Consider the following 14,832-nt stretch of genomic DNA (forward strand, 5'->3'; position numbering starts at 1 on the left):
GGGAATTAAGGTGGAATTGAGCCTGGCTCAAAAGGGTAAATCTGAGCCAGGCTCAAAAGGTGAAATCTGAGCCAGGCTCAAAAAGGTAAATCTGAGCCAGGCTCAAAAGGGTGGATCTGAGCCAGGCTCAAAAGGGTGGATTTGAGCCAGGCTCAAAAGGTGAAATCTGAGCCAGGCTCAAAAGGATGGATCTGAGCCAGGCTCAAAAAGGTGGATCTGAGCCAGGCTCAAAAGGTAAATCTGAGCCAGGCTCAAAAAGGTGGATATGAGCCAGGCTCAAAAGGGTAAATCTGAGCCAGGCTCAAAAGGGTGGATCTGAGCCAGGCTCAAAAGGGTGGATCTGAGCCAGGCTCAAAAGGGTGGATCTGAGCCAGGCTCAAAAGGTGAAATCTGAGCCTGGCTCAAAAAAGTAAATCTGAGCCAGGCTCAAAATAAAAGGTAAAAATCCCAACTAGCTCTTCTTCTGACGATCCTGTCTTTCCCACACTCTCAGGTATGGGTAAGGATCAAAGGACCACTCAGTGTATCCATTGTCTTTGTACATTCCATAATGCAGATGCGGTGGGAATTTTCCTGACGTTCCCGGCGGTCCGTAGCCTGAGCTTCCGACGCCTCCGATCAGCATGCCGGGTTCAACGGTCTGCCCGACTTCGATATCTTTAGCAAAGCCGCTTAAGTGGGCAAAGTAGTGGTAGGTATTATTGATATCACGTATACCGATGCGCCAGCCGCCAAAGCGGTTCCATCCTTTCATTTCAACGATTCCGTAACTGGTTGATCTGACGGGGACACCATAATCCGCAAAAAGATCGGTGCCTTCATGAATCCTTCTGCCGCCATATCCCCGGGCATCTCCCCATGTATTTTTATAGCTGTAATTAAATCTTGAAGGAAGGGGAAATGCTTTTCCTCCAAGGTCAAGGTGGCCATATGTTTTATAAAGTTTGGCTTTGCCCATGATCATACTGACGGTTTTATCTCTTTTATAATAGTTCCATAAAGCTATCCTGAAGTTATCTTTATCTATTCCATAATTCAGAATGAAGTGAGAGAAAGCGGCCAGTACATCTTCATCGTTGTTCCGGTCTGCAATTCCATCGCTGTTGCCATCCGCCCCGATTCCTTCAAAGAAAGTGATGGTTTTAGGATTCTGGTCTTCCGGATTCGGGTTGAGAGGACCTGCCCACTCTGATGCAGGGAAGTAGATGGAGATAGGATTCTCTGGTTTGGGTAAGTCTTTTCTGGCAAAACGCAGGCTCCGTTCATATTGGTCCACAGCAGCAAGGTAATACCAAGGGATCTGCGTGGCTGCCTCCATTTTTTTGAAAAGCTCCATTCTTTCCTGCAAGTGCTCTTCTTCTCCTGCTGCCTGCACTTTTATGTTAAAAGATGAAAGGAGAAAGCTGCATAGAATAAGGGCGATTATTTTTCTGGACAATTGATATCTCCACCTTTTCTTAGGGATGGTTTATTGATGTGGCAAAGCCTGTAGGGTGAACCGGCAATCACCTTTAGCAGATGCTGCCTTGATTTATGTGTAAACACTCTTTTTAGTCCTATCATTATTGTGTTACAGTCTTCTGTTTTCATAAATATCAATAATTGGTAATCGGGGGAATGAAGGCTTGTCTTACCAAATTTAGTGTGATAAAGTGACAAAGGAACACCTTGTTTACTTCAGTATTTTTTTACATAAATATAGGCATACGCTATAAATAGCGTTTCACTCTGTTTGCATTAGACAGTGACTTCAATGAATGGAGATGAAATTATGAGTAAAAAAGAAGAGCACATTCGTAAACCCGATTGGCTTAAAATCAAGTTAAACACGAACGATAATTATATGGGCTTGAAAAAAATGATGCGTGAACAAAATCTTCACACAGTTTGTGAAGAGGCACGCTGCCCGAATATTCACGAATGCTGGGGAACAAGACGTACTGCGACATTCATGATTCTTGGGGACATATGTACACGTGCTTGCCGTTTCTGTGCGGTTAAAACAGGTCTACCGAATGAGCTGGATCTGGCTGAACCGGAACGAGTGGCAGATTCAGTTCAGTTAATGAACCTGAAGCATGTCGTTATAACGGCTGTTGCCCGTGATGACCTGAAAGACGGAGGTTCTGCTGTATTTGCTGAAACCGTAAGAGCCATCCGCAGAAAAAATCCATTCACCACGATCGAAGTACTTCCTTCCGATATGGGCGGTGTTTTTGACAACATCAAAACATTGATGGACTCTAAACCGGATATCATGAACTACAATATCGAAACGGTTCGACGCATGACACCGAGAGTCAGAGCGCGCGCAACGTATGACCGTACTCTTGAATTCCTTTCCCGTGCTAAGGAACTTCAGCCTGAAATACCGACTAAGTCCAGCATCATGGTCGGACTTGGGGAAACAAAAGAAGAAATCATTGAAACCATGGATGATTTGAGGGCGTCAAATGTGGATATCATGGCGATCGGTCAATACCTCCAGCCATCGAAAAAGCATCTGAAGGTCCAAAAGTATTACCATCCAGACGAGTTTGCCGAACTTCGCAAAATCGCGATGGAAAAAGGTTTCAGCCATTGTGAAGCCGGCCCGCTTGTGCGTTCTTCTTACCATGCAGACGAACAAGTTAATGCCGCTGCCAAAGCCAGACAGGAAATGGGCGAAGCAGAAGTTCAAAAGGCATAATACATTAGAAAGGACTGATCCTTTAACAGGAGTCAGTCCTTTTGCATTATTTAACTGGGTTCAGCTACAGCTTAATATGTTATTGAGTGGAATCGTGGCCGGTGTGATCATATCTTTTTTGTCTGTCACGGTTGATTCGGTGTACATCATCTTCGTTGGTTTCATCCATTTCGTCATACATTTCACCATTGGCATTTTCACCTGCGTCAACTGCCCTTCCTTGCGGGGAAGCCTGAAGCATTTGGTTGATTGTATCGTCAATGGCTGTGTTGACATTAGCCATATCGGTATCCATCGAAGCAAGGTTTTCAACGTTTTGCATTAGGTTTGGATCATCGGTAACATAAACATGATACCAGCGCGGCACCGCGGATAATCCTGATTTTTTGACCTGATCAGCCACTTCAAAACGCAGATCTTTGTCTTTGACATCCGTTTTGTATGAAATCAATACTTCTTCATCCGTCACAAGGGTTGAAGCATCCTGGACTTTTGGTAGTGTGACGGCCATGCGGCTGATATAGTCGGCGACCTTTTCGCGGTCAACGGTGTACATATCTTCTGTGGAAATGGTTCTTCCGGCAATCGGGCTTTTTTGATGTCTGACATAGCCAAACTGCTCTCCCCGGGCATGTTCGGAATTTTCAACTTCCCTGTAAATGTCTTCATCTTCAGTAACATTGATGGTGTTCCCGCTGTCATGGAAAATCTCATCGCCGTCTGAAGCCAGGTCACTGGCACATCCTGCCCCTAATAGGGAAAAACCGATGACTCCTGCTGCAAGCATTTTCTTCTTCAAATAAAACACCTCCTCATTTGTTATAATGACCAGTAGAATTGTATTTTTCTCTTAGTAATTAATGGACAATCAGTTATAATTTAAAGTAGAGGTTTTTTAACCATCGGATAACGGTTTATTTATGGAAAGTAGGTGAAGTAAGATGGTATGCATTAATAACGTGTGTTACGAAGTCATCGAGGAATTCCAGGAGGGCTTCAACGAAGAAGCCTTTCGTACACGCTACAGTGATATCCTGAATAAATATGATTACATTCTTGGTGACTGGGGTTATGGTCAGCTTCGCCTCAAAGGATTCTTTGATGATCAGAATCAAAAAGCAACCTTTGATACCAAAATCACCACAATCAAGGATTATCTATACGAGTTCTGCAATTTTGGATGTCCCTATTTTGTTGTCAAGAAAACAAAACAATGACTTTAGTACGTTAAAGCACTAAGAGGGACTGTCCCTTTTAGTGCTTTAATGTGAGAAAGCCGGCAGATTCCATATCGGGATGCCGGCTTTTAATTTATTTATTTTCCATATAAGGGGGTTCTTCATTGCGGTCCGGATCGGCATGGACCGGATGGGAACCGGGGTCCTGCCGAGGAATGTCCTGATGCAGGGACTTGAACTCATAGTTGAAGGCGCTGTAATAACGCTGTCCTTCCTTCCATGGAGTTGATTTATTTTCAACAGGTGTATATTTTCCCCTGGGAGCACCATAGGGCCCTTCAGGAGTTTGTTCAGGCACCAGGAAGTTCCGCATGGTCTCCACGTTGGAAAAATCCGAGTACACTTCTTCTTCTTCTTTATCAAGGGTGCGTTTTTCCTTGTTAAAAAACATATTAGCCACCTCCGATTAGTATTTAGTATATGGAGGTGCCGCTGTATCATGCTGGTAGTATTATGGAGAAGAATTTTGCAGGAATATGTTACACTATAAGTTGAAAACTAGACAAAGGCTGTCTTCGTATAAGGGTTGCTTTTTATCCGCAGAGAAGGAAAAAGCAATGGTGATTGCGGGAGGTCCTGTCATTACTAGGCGAGGTGCTGCAGAATGTATTTTGTTGACCGTGAAAAAATTGAAGAAATTCTGTTATATATGGAGAGTCAGCTGGAGTTATTTCAGGCTCAGTCCGAATGGACGTCACCGCTTGAAAAGCTTGCGCTGGAACGTATTTCACACACATTGATCGAATCCATCCTTGATACAGGCAATGCGATGATCGATGGATTCATCATGAGGGACCCGGGCAGCTACGAGGATATTATTGATATTCTTCTCGATGAAAAAGTCATTACTAAAGAAATGGAATCAGGCTTGAAAGAAGTTATTCTTTACCGCAAAATGATCGTGCAGGAATACACTAGAATCGATCATGAAGCGGTGGAAAAAACCTTCTCGAACCAGATGGAATCACTGCAATCATTCCCTGGCCGCATAAGGGAGTATTTGATAAATGAACTGGGTCCGGTTTCTGCTTTTAGAAACTGAGGAATAAAGCACGGAGCTCAGGCAAGACCTGAAATGAAACAGCGGATACTAACATAACAAGACATACATGATGCTCTTTTTAAAGAGAGCCATGCTGGAGGTAATTATGAAGAACTATCAAGGGTACTTAATCGATCTCGACGGAACGATGTACAGAGGAAAAGAAAAAATTGAAGAAGCAGGAGATTTTGTGAACCGCCTGATCCAAAAAGGGCTGCCATATCTTTTTGTAACGAATAATTCATCGGCAACTCCTGAGAAGGTTGCGGAAAAATTAAGGAACTTTGATATTCCTGCCCAACCACAACAAGTATTTACAACATCAATGGCTACAGCAAAATTCATCTCAGAGAAAAAGCAGGGAGCCACGGCATATGTTATTGGAGAAGAAGGCATCCGTTCTGCATTGGAAGAAAACGGCTTGTCTATCGTTGAAGAAAACCCGGATTTCGTCGTGGTCGGAATCGACCGTTCCATCAATTATGAAAAGCTGGCACTGGCATGCCTGGGCGTCCGGAATGGTGCCACCTTCATTTCCACAAATGGAGATATCGCGATTCCGACAGAAAGAGGTTTGCTGCCAGGTAATGGATCATTGACATCAGTCATCACCGTTTCAACGCAAACGCAGCCGATCTTCATCGGTAAACCAGAGTCCATCATTATGGAACAAGCGCAGGAAGTATTGGGGGTACCGAAAGAGAACACGCTGATGGTCGGGGACAACTATGATACCGACATTCTGGCAGGGATCAATGCGGGACTGGATACGCTGCTCGTTCATACAGGCGTCACTACAAGAGAGATTCTGAGTGAAAAAGAAGTACAACCCACGTACACCATCAATTCCCTTGATGAATGGGAAGTTTGATTTTTGTTTAAAAGGAAGGCGGATAGCCTTCCTTTTTTTGTTGCCTGGAATAGAAGACTGTCATTTGAAGGTGCAGATTAGAAGCAAGGGGATGTTTGACGTGGGTATTACCAAAAAGATTATGGGGGGGCGCAGAAAAGTAAATCAAGGACACCTGATGTGGGGAAATTTGAGGCTGGTGTCCCTCGAGGAGCGTGTGAAGGACACCAAAGTCCAAAAATCGAGGTCAGGTGTCCCTCGAGGAGCGTGTGAAGAACACCAAAGCTCAGAAAACGAGGTTCAGGTGTCCCTCGAGGAGCGTGTGAAGGACACCAAAGTCCAAAAATCGAAGAGTAGGTGTCTCTCGAGGAGCGTGTGAAGGACACCAAAGTCCAATAATCGAGGTCAGGTGTCCCTCGAGGAGCGCCTGAAGGACATCAAAGCTCAGAAAAGGAGGTTCAGGTGTCCCTCGAGGAGCGCCTGAAGGACATCAAAGCTCAGAAAACGAGGTCTAGGTGTCCCTCGAGAGCGGTCGAAAATCCATCGGGATGAGGTGTCACCCAAAAGGCCATAGAAACTCCAACAAAAAGGATATCTCTTCCCAAAAGAGATTTCGAACACCAAATCACAACAAACCCAATCTCCAAAATAAAAAAGAAGGCGGAGAGCCTTCACATGAAAATTAGTTTATTCAGCTTCTTCATACCGGTGTGCAAGCCTGGAAGAGGCGGCAGCAGCGATAGCGCCGACGATGTCATCAAGGAATGTGTGGCATTTGTCTGATGACTTGTCATTTAATTTTTCCAGGATACCGGGTTTTTGCTTATCGATATAGCCGTAATTGGTAAAGCCGATAGACCCGTATACATTCACTATGGAGAAGGCGAGGATTTCATCGACGCCATACAGGCTTTCGTCGACTTCTATGATGGATTGTAAAGGCTCTTCAAGCATTCCTTTTTCGGCAAGTCTGTCTAATTGAATTCCTGTAAGGATAGCGTTTTGGACTTCCCTTTTTGATAATACCCGTTCAATATTATCCCGGCATTCTTGAATCCCCAGATTTGGATGGTACTTTTTTTGCAGGAACAGGACAAGTTCAGCGATATCATCTATTTCGACACCGCGTTCATGCAGCCATCTGCGTGCCGTTTCTTCTGATAATTCTTTGGATTCTTTATCCTTCATCTACGTCACCTTTTTCTGAAATTTTTTCATGAAACCCTATCCATTCAAGTTGTTATTCATTCCGTTATTATTGCCCTTATCTTGTCAGGATAGTGATGAATCTGCAAAATCGCAGGAAATTCAGGGTGTACTTATATTCATATGACACATGCTGCAGTTTTAGAAGTGCGCAGCATATTTTGATCTCTACACATTTTCCCATCATGAATAATCCTTTCTGTTACATATACATAGGATAAAAGGAAATTTTGGGGGAGAAATCGATGGAGGATCTATTAACAAAGCATTATGGACTTCAGCCGGAAAGGTCATTCAAGGACGGAAGAGACCAGAGATATATGGCGGATGGGTCAATATATACTATTGTGAATGTGACGAAGATGGAACAGGATGCCCTGTTGGAGCTATATAAGATTACGGAACATATGAAAAAATATGGCGACCGTTATGTCTCTTCGTTTGTACCCACAACGGAAGGCAGGTTTCTGGTTTCGGAAAACGAACAGGATTTCACGGTCCTGAAGAATGAATACCACAGCGGTGATCCAGGTGACAGGCTTGGAAGGAAGCTGGCGAAGTTTCATCAGAGAGGGCTTGCGATTGAAGAAAAGGTCAGTCATATCAGCCGCATCGGCCAGTGGAAATCCCTATGGGAAAAACGGATTGAGCAGATGGAGAAGGCCTTTCAATTAGTTATAGAAAATCGTCCGGGAGACGAATTTGAGAGGATCTTCATTGACAGCTGTCCGTATTACTTGGGGCTCGCTGAAAATGCCGTGCAATATTTGGTGGATACTGAAATGGATGATAATCCCGTATACACAGATTCAGGCACAGTCTGTCATGAACGTTTCTTAGAGGGAGTATGGGGAAGGGAGATCAGCATACGCAATCCTTTTGACTGGGTATTCGATCATTGCGGAAGGGACATTGCGGAAAGTGTCCGCGAACGGTATTTTAAAAGACAAACCACGCACCAGCCTGACATCCAGAAATTTTTCCGTGAATATCAGTCTGTAGCTCCTCTGTCTTCTTTCTCATGGAGGCTGGTATATGCAAGGCTCTTGTTTCCGCTCCACTACTTCGAAACCATTGAGAACTACTATCTCTCTAATTCTGAAGGGCAGCACTTCCAGCTGGAAGACAAACTGCAGGGATACTTGAATTCAACCCGTCAATATGAGCGGTTTCTTGGCAGTTTTTATCAGATTGGGGAAGTTCCCGTTAAGTCCTACGGTATTCCGGCAGTGACCTGGCTCGGGTGAAACGAGTTGCTTTTCAACACCCCTGGATATTGCTAAAATATAGAGAAAAAGCTAACAGGGGTTGAAAGCATGAAGCCGTATATCTATATAACACGAAAGCTGCCAGAGGAAGTTTTGAAGCCTATTCAGGATCAATATGAAGTCGATATGTGGGAGGATGAAAATATCTCTGTTCCACGAGACGTCTTACTAAAAAAAGCACAAAAAGCTTCCGGGATCTTATCCATGCTGTCCGATACCATTGATAAGGAGCTTTTTGAACAGTCACCCAATTTGAAGGTTGTGGCGAACCTTGCTGTAGGATATGATAATATCGATTTGGCAGCGGCAAATGAAAAAGGCGCGGCAGTCTGCAACACGCCGGATGTACTGACAGATACAACGGCTGATCTGACGTTTGGCCTGATGATGGCAGCAGCACGCCGTTTGATTGAGGCTGACCGGTATGTGAGGGAAGGAAAGTGGAAAAGCTGGTCACCGCTTTTGATGGCGGGAATGGACATCCATCATAAAACGGTAGGAATCATTGGAATGGGAAGCATCGGGGAAGCCTTTGCCAAGAGAGCAAAAGGTTTTGATATGGACATCCTGTATCACAACCGCTCCAGAAAACCCGAAGCAGAAGAGACACTCGGAGCAAAATATGCGGATCTTGATGAACTGCTGTCCCAATCGGACTTTGTTGTCTGCCTCGCACCGTTGACACCTGAAACAAAAGGTCTTCTGCAGAGAGAGCAATTCCAAAAGATGAAATCATCGGCAGTCTTTGTCAATGCTGCCAGGGGGCCGATCGTGAATGAGAATGCATTATACGATGCGCTTGTGAACGGTGACATTGCCGCAGCCGGGCTGGATGTTTTTGAAAAAGAACCGATTGATGAGAATCATCCATTACTCTCCTTAAAAAATGTCGTCGCACTGCCTCACATCGGAAGCTCCTCCGTCGAAACAAGAATGGAAATGATGGAGCTCTCTGTCAGCAACATCAGAGCAGTTCTTGAAGGAAATATACCGAAAACACTGGTGAATAAAGAATGGCAAAAATAAAAGGATGACCTGCTTCTGCAGGTCATCCTTGTTAATTAAAAGACTTGTTCTACTTCAACAATCCCTGGAACCTCTTCCAATAGCGCGCGCTCAATACCAGCTTTCAAAGTGATGGTTGAGCTCGGGCAGCTTCCGCAAGCACCAAGAAGACGAAGCTTTACAATGCCATCCTCGACATCGACCAATTCACAGTCCCCGCCATCACGAAGCAAGAAGGGACGCAATTTATCTAACACCTCTTGTACTTGAGGCACTAATTCTTGTTGTGTCATGTAAAATCGACTCCTTTCCTTACTCTCTATTATAATAATATATGCTGAAAAAATCTATCCGTTGAACCGATTTCATGTGTTAAATTTTGCCTTGGCGGTTTTTCTGTAAGCGGTTATCCTGTTTTCCCTCATTCAAGGATTGAAAGCTGCCTTAAATTTTACTATCTTCCGCCTGTGCTCGATAAATAATATCTAAAAACTTTTGATTTACGATTAACGGGAAAGTTCTGTAAAATAAGAGATAGGAAGATAAAGGGGTGTAGTCATGGAAAGAAAAGAAGCGGAAATCATCGTCTACGGAGCAGAGAAGGTTTGTGCAAGCTGTGTCAATCTGCCGACATCCAAGGAAACCTATGAGTGGCTGGATGCCGCTATCTCAAGGAAATTTCCTGAGCAATCATTTACAATTAAGTATGTTGATATATTCAATCCTCCGGAAGAAGAGGAACTGCAGGAATTTGCTTCCCGCGTCATCGACGAAGATATGTTTTACCCAGTCGTTTTGATATCGGGGAAAGTGGTCGGTGAAGGAAATCCGAAACTAAAAACGGTATTTGCCGAGCTGGAGAAATTCGGATATCAAGCTGGGTGATAGTGATCCTGGATAGACGTAAACTGAATATGACTAGCAGAACGCACTGATAAGCTCTCAGTGCGTTTTTTTGCAGGATATCGAATCCAATTAACTAAATATGTTAAAATAAGGATAAAGAGATCCAGAGGAGGGACATAGTGGGATTAACCTTAACATTATTAGGAATTTTAACTTCTGCAGCGGTTCTTTATTATATGGGTAAGGCAGGATTTGAATGGGGCAAGAATATTGACGAGGATGAAACGGACAGCAAGTAACGTGGCTTCGAGTCTTTGAGAGACCACATTCAGTCATTCAAATAAAAAGGCTAAGAGGGATTCTCTTAGCCTTTTTGATATTCAAGTAAATGAACTTACCCATTATGGTACTTATACATCCAAAGCACACCTGACTTCAGGAGCCTTGCTACTCGTCCGGTAATGGAGCGTTCGTTCACCAGGCCAAAACCGTGCTTCTTGCCAAGAGATCCGAGGATTCCCTTAAGCTTAATGCGAGGCAGTTCTTCCGGAAGCTCTTCGCCTTTCCAGCGTTTTAGGAGGACCGTGACGATTTGTTCCGCTTGTCCTTCAGCAAGCTGTGCACTTGGTGCCTGTGAGAGGCTTGCACAGTCTCCGACGACATAGACATGTTCATTTTCAGGGATGTTATGATACTTCGTCAGCACGACTCTGCCTTGCTTATCTTTCTCAACTTCCATTTCACGGACAATTTTATTAGGCTGTATGCCGGCTGTCCAAACGATGGCATCACAGTGGATGCTGTCTTCATGGTTGAAGAGGGTATTCGGTTCCACTTTGGTGATACTGGAGTTATTAACAATTTCCACGTTATTTTCCTCGAACCATTTGTGGACATAGGAGCTTAGCCTTTCAGGGAAGCTGCCCAGGATTCTCGATCCGCGGTCGAAAAGTTTGATGTCCAGATCGGAACGGCTTTCGCGCAGTTCACTGGCCAATTCAATTCCACTCAATCCTGCTCCCACGATGCCGACCACAGACCCTGCAGGAAGATTGCAAAGTGCCTCATATGTTTTGCGGGATTTTTCGATAGATTGAATGCTGTAAGTAAATTCATCCGCGCCGGGTACACCATGGTATTTGTCTTCACAGCCGAGGCCTATGACTAAATCGTCATAGGTGACCGCTTCTTCACCATCCAAATGAACCAGCTTGTTCGCTACATCAATTTTGGTGACGTCACCATATTTTACAGTCAGCCGGGAGTGTTCCGGGAAGTCCACTCGGACATGCTGGTCGGATATCGTTCCCGCAGCAAGGGCGTAGTATTCGGTTTTTAGGCAGTGATAAGGCACCCGGTCGATAAGGGTGATCGAAACATCATCGGGAAGCTGGTTAGGAAGCAGGCGAAGAAGCACCCGCATATTTCCGTAGCCGCCTCCGAGCAGGACTAAATTTTTCATAAAATAATTTCCCCTTTTAGCATTTAATGTTGAAACTCATTTTCGTAACACTATGCAGAAAAGCCCGGCTGTTTCAAAATGCGGGGAGATGCAAAGCTATCGAAATGAGGGACAGGTTTAGTAAGCACTTTCAATAATAGACATATATTCTTCTTTTTCTCTATATAACAAAACGTAATCACTAAAAAGTATATCGAAATAATAGATTTTTCACAACAGAATTATGACAAATTATTCACACAAAAGAGCTGTTTTTGGCCCTTGACCCCCTAATGGATATCTATAAAAAGCCAGCATTGGCTCAAGAGTATTCATTGACGTTGTACAGGAAAAAAGGTAGCATAATCTTGTAGCATTAGCGAGGTGAAGAAAGTGAAACCAATCATTGAGTTTTGCATTAGCAATCTTGCAAGCGGGGCCCAAAAGGCGCTGGAAGCTCTTGAAAGGGACCCTAATCTGGATGTGGTCGAATATGGCTGTTTGGGATACTGCGGAAAGTGCGCTTCAGCATTCTTTGCGCTTGTCAACGGTGATGTGGTAACGGGAGACAGCCCGGATGAGCTTGTGGAGAATATTTATCAATTCTTAGAAGAAAATCCGATGTTTTAACGCATAAATCTATTATTCAACAACGAACAGGCAGAGAAGAAGTCTTCTTTTGCCTGTTTTTTTATTGTAAAACCAAACTTTTCTTAAAGGGGATAATAATCATGGCTTACTTTACAGGACTGCTGCAAACAAATTTATATGTGAAAGATATTAATCAGGCATCAAAATGGTATCAGGATATTCTGGGTTTCACCATTGCTGCTGATTACGGGACGACAGTGATTCTGGCGTTCGGTGACTCACCTTCCTATGATGAGGGGAAGAGCGGGATTCCTGTTCTATGCTTGATTGAAAGTAAGAATGCTGAGGCTGGAAGAAATACGACCCATCCAGTATTGGGGATCTCAAAGAAACACTGCGGGGATCTCTATAATGAATTGAAAAAGAATGATGTAGAGGTGGAAGAGAGTCCTTCTCATAAAGGCCACTTTAAATTCTATGACTCCGATGGAAACATGCTGGAAGCTTTTTGCCCGGGAATTTATGATTGATTGAGGAGGAGGAGCCTGTAATCCGGCTCCCCTTGTCTTTATGTGGCTTTTCTATAGTCTTCTCTCATCTCCTGCCAGCGGTCTCTGGCCATTTCAACGATCCTTGGTTCAAGGGAGTTTTTTTGTTTGGAGAGTACCTTAGAAAAGTAAGAGGCAGCCTCGCGGTATTTTTGCAGCCTTAATTGCAGTTCAGCTATCAGATATAGTATTTTAGTCTCTGACATTCCCATGCCTGTAAAATCTTCATTGGTATAAGCTGTTGTATAGGTATTCATGGCAAGCGTCATGAATCTGTTTTCTTGTTCTTCATTTTCAATAGATCGGTACAGCCAGGCGGTCCTCAGGTAAAGACCGGCCATTGTTACGCTCTTCTCTCTTTTTAGCGTGCCTGACAGAATCGCGAGCTTGTAAGTGTTGATGGCCTCCAGGGTTGACCGGTTTCCGCCAAAATTCTGTTCCGTCCACTGGGCCGAAAGTTTTTCCTGGATTTCGGTTTTGATTGCGGGAACAATATACCTGTTGAAATCATCCGTAAATGAAAAGCCGCACGCCGGGCAGACATTTACGTTATATAAGAGGGGATTGATTTTCTCGTCTTGATATACAGGGCGAAAGTCAGTCTCGTGACAGCGCAGTTTGATGAAACGGGACCGGATTTTTGTGGTCCGAAATGAGTTTTTGCAAGAGAGGCACTCTATATTTTTTTGATAAAAAGGTGTAATTTCAGTCATCGTTCACCCTCCACTCATGTAGTTCATTGTACTCATATTATAACTCATAAATAAGGTATAAAGAACTATTAAGTTCTAAACTGCCCATTTTGCAGATTGGTTGAGGATAAGGGCGAAAAAGTATATACTGAAAACATAATAGTCATAAACTATAGTGAGAAGATAGATTTTTAAAATCTTTAGACGGAGGTGATTTTACATGTCAGATGTGGTAGTTATCACAGAAGCCGCAGCTCTGCAGATCAAGGATATGATGAAACAGAATGAAGAGGAAGGTGCATTCATTCGTGTATCAATCAAAGGCGGTGGCTGCAGCGGGCTTTCATACGGAATGGGATTTGAACATGAAGCAGCCGAAGATGACATCCAGCTTGAAATCGAGGGCATCAAGGTTGTCGTAAATAAACAGGACGCTCCCATCCTGAATGGAACCAAGATCGATTACAAACAATCCATGATGGGCGGCGGGTTTACGATCGATAATCCGAATGCGATTGCGAACTGCGGATGCGGATCGTCGTTCAGGACGGCGACGAATACGGGTACACCGGAGAATTGTTAATAACTTCATCATAAAAAAAGCCCCTTCCCAGCAGAATGTTTTCTCGGAAGGGGCTTCTTTTTATACTCTTTTCAATGCTTCCTGGATAGGTGTAGCTCCATTAAGGATCTCGAACGTTTTATGGTAGGTTTCTGTTTCGTTCAGGCATACGGTCAGCACTTCAGCCACATCCTCACGGGTAATGCTTCCGCTTTTGTCTGGTATGGATGGAGAAGCAATGATTTTTCCTGTTTTCTCCCCGTCAACAAGAGCTCCTGGACGGACAATGGTGTAATTCAGTCCGCTTTCAAGCAAGTGCTGGTCTGCACGGCCTTTTGCTTTTAAGTAATGCTCCATAGCATCTGGGGCGATTGAAGGGGTGTCGGCTCCCATAGAGCTCAGCATAATGAAGCGGTCCAGCCCTTTTTCCTTTGCAAAATCGATTGCTTTGATTGCTCCGTCTTCGTCAACTGCTGTTGTTTTATCAGGCCCGGTCGAGCTGCCTGATCCTGCTGCAAAAATAACGGCGTTCACTTCATCGAACACATAGGAAAAGTCTTCTTCCAGATCTCCGACAAGCGGTTTAGCACCGAGTTCTTCCATTGCATCAATCTGTCCAGCCTTGCGGATCATCGCCTTTGCAAAATGCTGGCTGCTATTGACCAGTGAGGAAATGACCAGTTTCCCGGTTTTTCCGTTGGCTCCGATAACTAATACATTCATGAGAATCATCCTCTAATTTAAAAGTATTCTTATTAATGGGTCTACCCGGATCAGCGGTTAATAAACGCTCGCTGTTTACCCTATATAGAGTCACACCTTGAAGCTGTTTTATTCTCAGAGCTATATAAAAA

Annotated in this window: 18 protein-coding genes; 10 read left to right on the forward strand and 8 right to left on the reverse strand. The window is 44.0% G+C overall.

Annotation, left to right across the window (positions count from 1 at the left end; translation table 11 throughout):
* Nucleotides 1–451: 451 nt before the first annotated feature.
* On the reverse strand, nt 452–1,438 hold the full coding sequence (locus tag FZC79_RS16975) for a M23 family metallopeptidase (RefSeq protein WP_435873953.1): 987 nt from the start codon (nt 1,436–1,438) through the stop codon (nt 452–454).
* Nucleotides 1,439–1,771: 333 nt separating this feature from the next.
* Here FZC79_RS16975 and lipA point away from each other — a divergent pair, with 333 nt between their 5' ends.
* Complete coding sequence (gene lipA / locus FZC79_RS16980) at nt 1,772–2,689, forward strand: lipoyl synthase (protein WP_148948029.1); 918 nt, start codon at nt 1,772–1,774, stop codon at nt 2,687–2,689.
* Nucleotides 2,690–2,768: 79 nt separating this feature from the next.
* Here lipA and FZC79_RS16985 read toward each other — a convergent pair whose 3' ends face one another.
* Nucleotides 2,769–3,497, reverse strand: coding sequence for a YhcN/YlaJ family sporulation lipoprotein (locus FZC79_RS16985; protein ID WP_148947954.1), 729 nt, complete (start codon nt 3,495–3,497; stop codon nt 2,769–2,771).
* 133 nt (nt 3,498–3,630) lie between these two features.
* Between FZC79_RS16985 and FZC79_RS16990 the strand changes: the two genes are divergently transcribed.
* Nucleotides 3,631–3,906 (forward strand): YutD family protein, encoded by a 276-nt coding sequence (locus tag FZC79_RS16990; protein WP_148947955.1) that lies wholly within the window; start codon nt 3,631–3,633, stop codon nt 3,904–3,906.
* Nucleotides 3,907–4,000: 94 nt separating this feature from the next.
* On the opposite strand, the gene FZC79_RS16995 is transcribed toward FZC79_RS16990, so the two are convergent.
* Nucleotides 4,001–4,318: a cytosolic protein gene (locus tag FZC79_RS16995; protein WP_148947956.1), complete on the reverse strand. Its 318-nt coding sequence runs from the start codon at nt 4,316–4,318 to the stop codon at nt 4,001–4,003.
* Between the two features lie 213 nt (nt 4,319–4,531).
* Here FZC79_RS16995 and FZC79_RS17000 point away from each other — a divergent pair, with 213 nt between their 5' ends.
* Together FZC79_RS17000 and FZC79_RS17005 are read left to right on the forward strand one after the other, a co-directional pair.
* The gene (locus FZC79_RS17000) at nt 4,532–4,969 is read left to right on the forward strand and encodes a DUF86 domain-containing protein (RefSeq protein ID WP_148947957.1); all 438 of its coding nucleotides are present in this window, start codon (nt 4,532–4,534) and stop codon (nt 4,967–4,969) included.
* 106 nt (nt 4,970–5,075) lie between these two features.
* On the forward strand, nt 5,076–5,840 hold the full coding sequence (locus FZC79_RS17005; protein ID WP_148947958.1) for a TIGR01457 family HAD-type hydrolase: 765 nt from the start codon (nt 5,076–5,078) through the stop codon (nt 5,838–5,840).
* A 666-nt stretch (nt 5,841–6,506) separates the two neighbouring features.
* On the opposite strand, the gene FZC79_RS17010 is transcribed toward FZC79_RS17005, so the two are convergent.
* Nucleotides 6,507–7,007, reverse strand: coding sequence for a phosphatidylglycerophosphatase A family protein (locus FZC79_RS17010; protein WP_148947959.1), 501 nt, complete (start codon nt 7,005–7,007; stop codon nt 6,507–6,509).
* A 263-nt stretch (nt 7,008–7,270) separates the two neighbouring features.
* On the opposite strand from FZC79_RS17010, the gene yutH reads away from it, so the two are divergent.
* Together yutH and FZC79_RS17020 are read left to right on the forward strand one after the other, a co-directional pair.
* The gene (gene yutH / locus FZC79_RS17015; RefSeq protein ID WP_148947960.1) at nt 7,271–8,272 is read left to right on the forward strand and encodes a spore coat putative kinase YutH; all 1,002 of its coding nucleotides are present in this window, start codon (nt 7,271–7,273) and stop codon (nt 8,270–8,272) included.
* A gap of 69 nt (nt 8,273–8,341) precedes the next feature.
* Entirely contained in the window at nt 8,342–9,319 is a 978-nt protein-coding gene (locus FZC79_RS17020) for a 2-hydroxyacid dehydrogenase (protein WP_148947961.1), read from the forward strand.
* A 35-nt stretch (nt 9,320–9,354) separates the two neighbouring features.
* Here the strand turns inward: FZC79_RS17020 and FZC79_RS17025 are convergent, their stop codons facing one another.
* Nucleotides 9,355–9,591: a NifU family protein gene (locus tag FZC79_RS17025; protein WP_113926752.1), complete on the reverse strand. Its 237-nt coding sequence runs from the start codon at nt 9,589–9,591 to the stop codon at nt 9,355–9,357.
* Between the two features lie 265 nt (nt 9,592–9,856).
* Here FZC79_RS17025 and FZC79_RS17030 point away from each other — a divergent pair, with 265 nt between their 5' ends.
* Entirely contained in the window at nt 9,857–10,183 is a 327-nt protein-coding gene (locus tag FZC79_RS17030; protein WP_148947962.1) for a YuzD family protein, read from the forward strand.
* Between the two features lie 355 nt (nt 10,184–10,538).
* On the opposite strand, the gene FZC79_RS17035 is transcribed toward FZC79_RS17030, so the two are convergent.
* A complete protein-coding gene (locus tag FZC79_RS17035; RefSeq protein WP_148947963.1) occupies nt 10,539–11,606 on the reverse strand; it encodes an NAD(P)/FAD-dependent oxidoreductase in 1,068 nt (355 codons plus the stop codon).
* A 372-nt stretch (nt 11,607–11,978) separates the two neighbouring features.
* On the opposite strand from FZC79_RS17035, the gene FZC79_RS17040 reads away from it, so the two are divergent.
* Nucleotides 11,979–12,215 carry a YuzB family protein gene (locus FZC79_RS17040; protein WP_113926749.1) on the forward strand — a complete coding sequence of 79 codons (237 nt, stop codon included), beginning with the start codon at nt 11,979–11,981 and terminating at the stop codon, nt 12,213–12,215.
* 101 nt (nt 12,216–12,316) lie between these two features.
* Nucleotides 12,317–12,706: a VOC family protein gene (locus tag FZC79_RS17045; protein ID WP_148947964.1), complete on the forward strand. Its 390-nt coding sequence runs from the start codon at nt 12,317–12,319 to the stop codon at nt 12,704–12,706.
* A 38-nt stretch (nt 12,707–12,744) separates the two neighbouring features.
* Here FZC79_RS17045 and FZC79_RS17050 read toward each other — a convergent pair whose 3' ends face one another.
* Complete coding sequence (locus FZC79_RS17050) at nt 12,745–13,437, reverse strand: DUF2225 domain-containing protein (protein WP_148947965.1); 693 nt, start codon at nt 13,435–13,437, stop codon at nt 12,745–12,747.
* 199 nt (nt 13,438–13,636) lie between these two features.
* On the opposite strand from FZC79_RS17050, the gene FZC79_RS17055 reads away from it, so the two are divergent.
* Complete coding sequence (locus FZC79_RS17055; RefSeq protein WP_148947966.1) at nt 13,637–13,999, forward strand: HesB/IscA family protein; 363 nt, start codon at nt 13,637–13,639, stop codon at nt 13,997–13,999.
* Between the two features lie 60 nt (nt 14,000–14,059).
* On the opposite strand, the gene FZC79_RS17060 is transcribed toward FZC79_RS17055, so the two are convergent.
* Complete coding sequence (locus FZC79_RS17060; RefSeq protein ID WP_187442841.1) at nt 14,060–14,701, reverse strand: SDR family oxidoreductase; 642 nt, start codon at nt 14,699–14,701, stop codon at nt 14,060–14,062.
* Nucleotides 14,702–14,832 lie beyond the last annotated feature (131 nt).

The organism is Rossellomorea vietnamensis, assembly GCF_008180615.1.
GTDB classification, from domain to species: domain Bacteria; phylum Bacillota; class Bacilli; order Bacillales; family Bacillaceae_B; genus Rossellomorea; species Rossellomorea vietnamensis_D.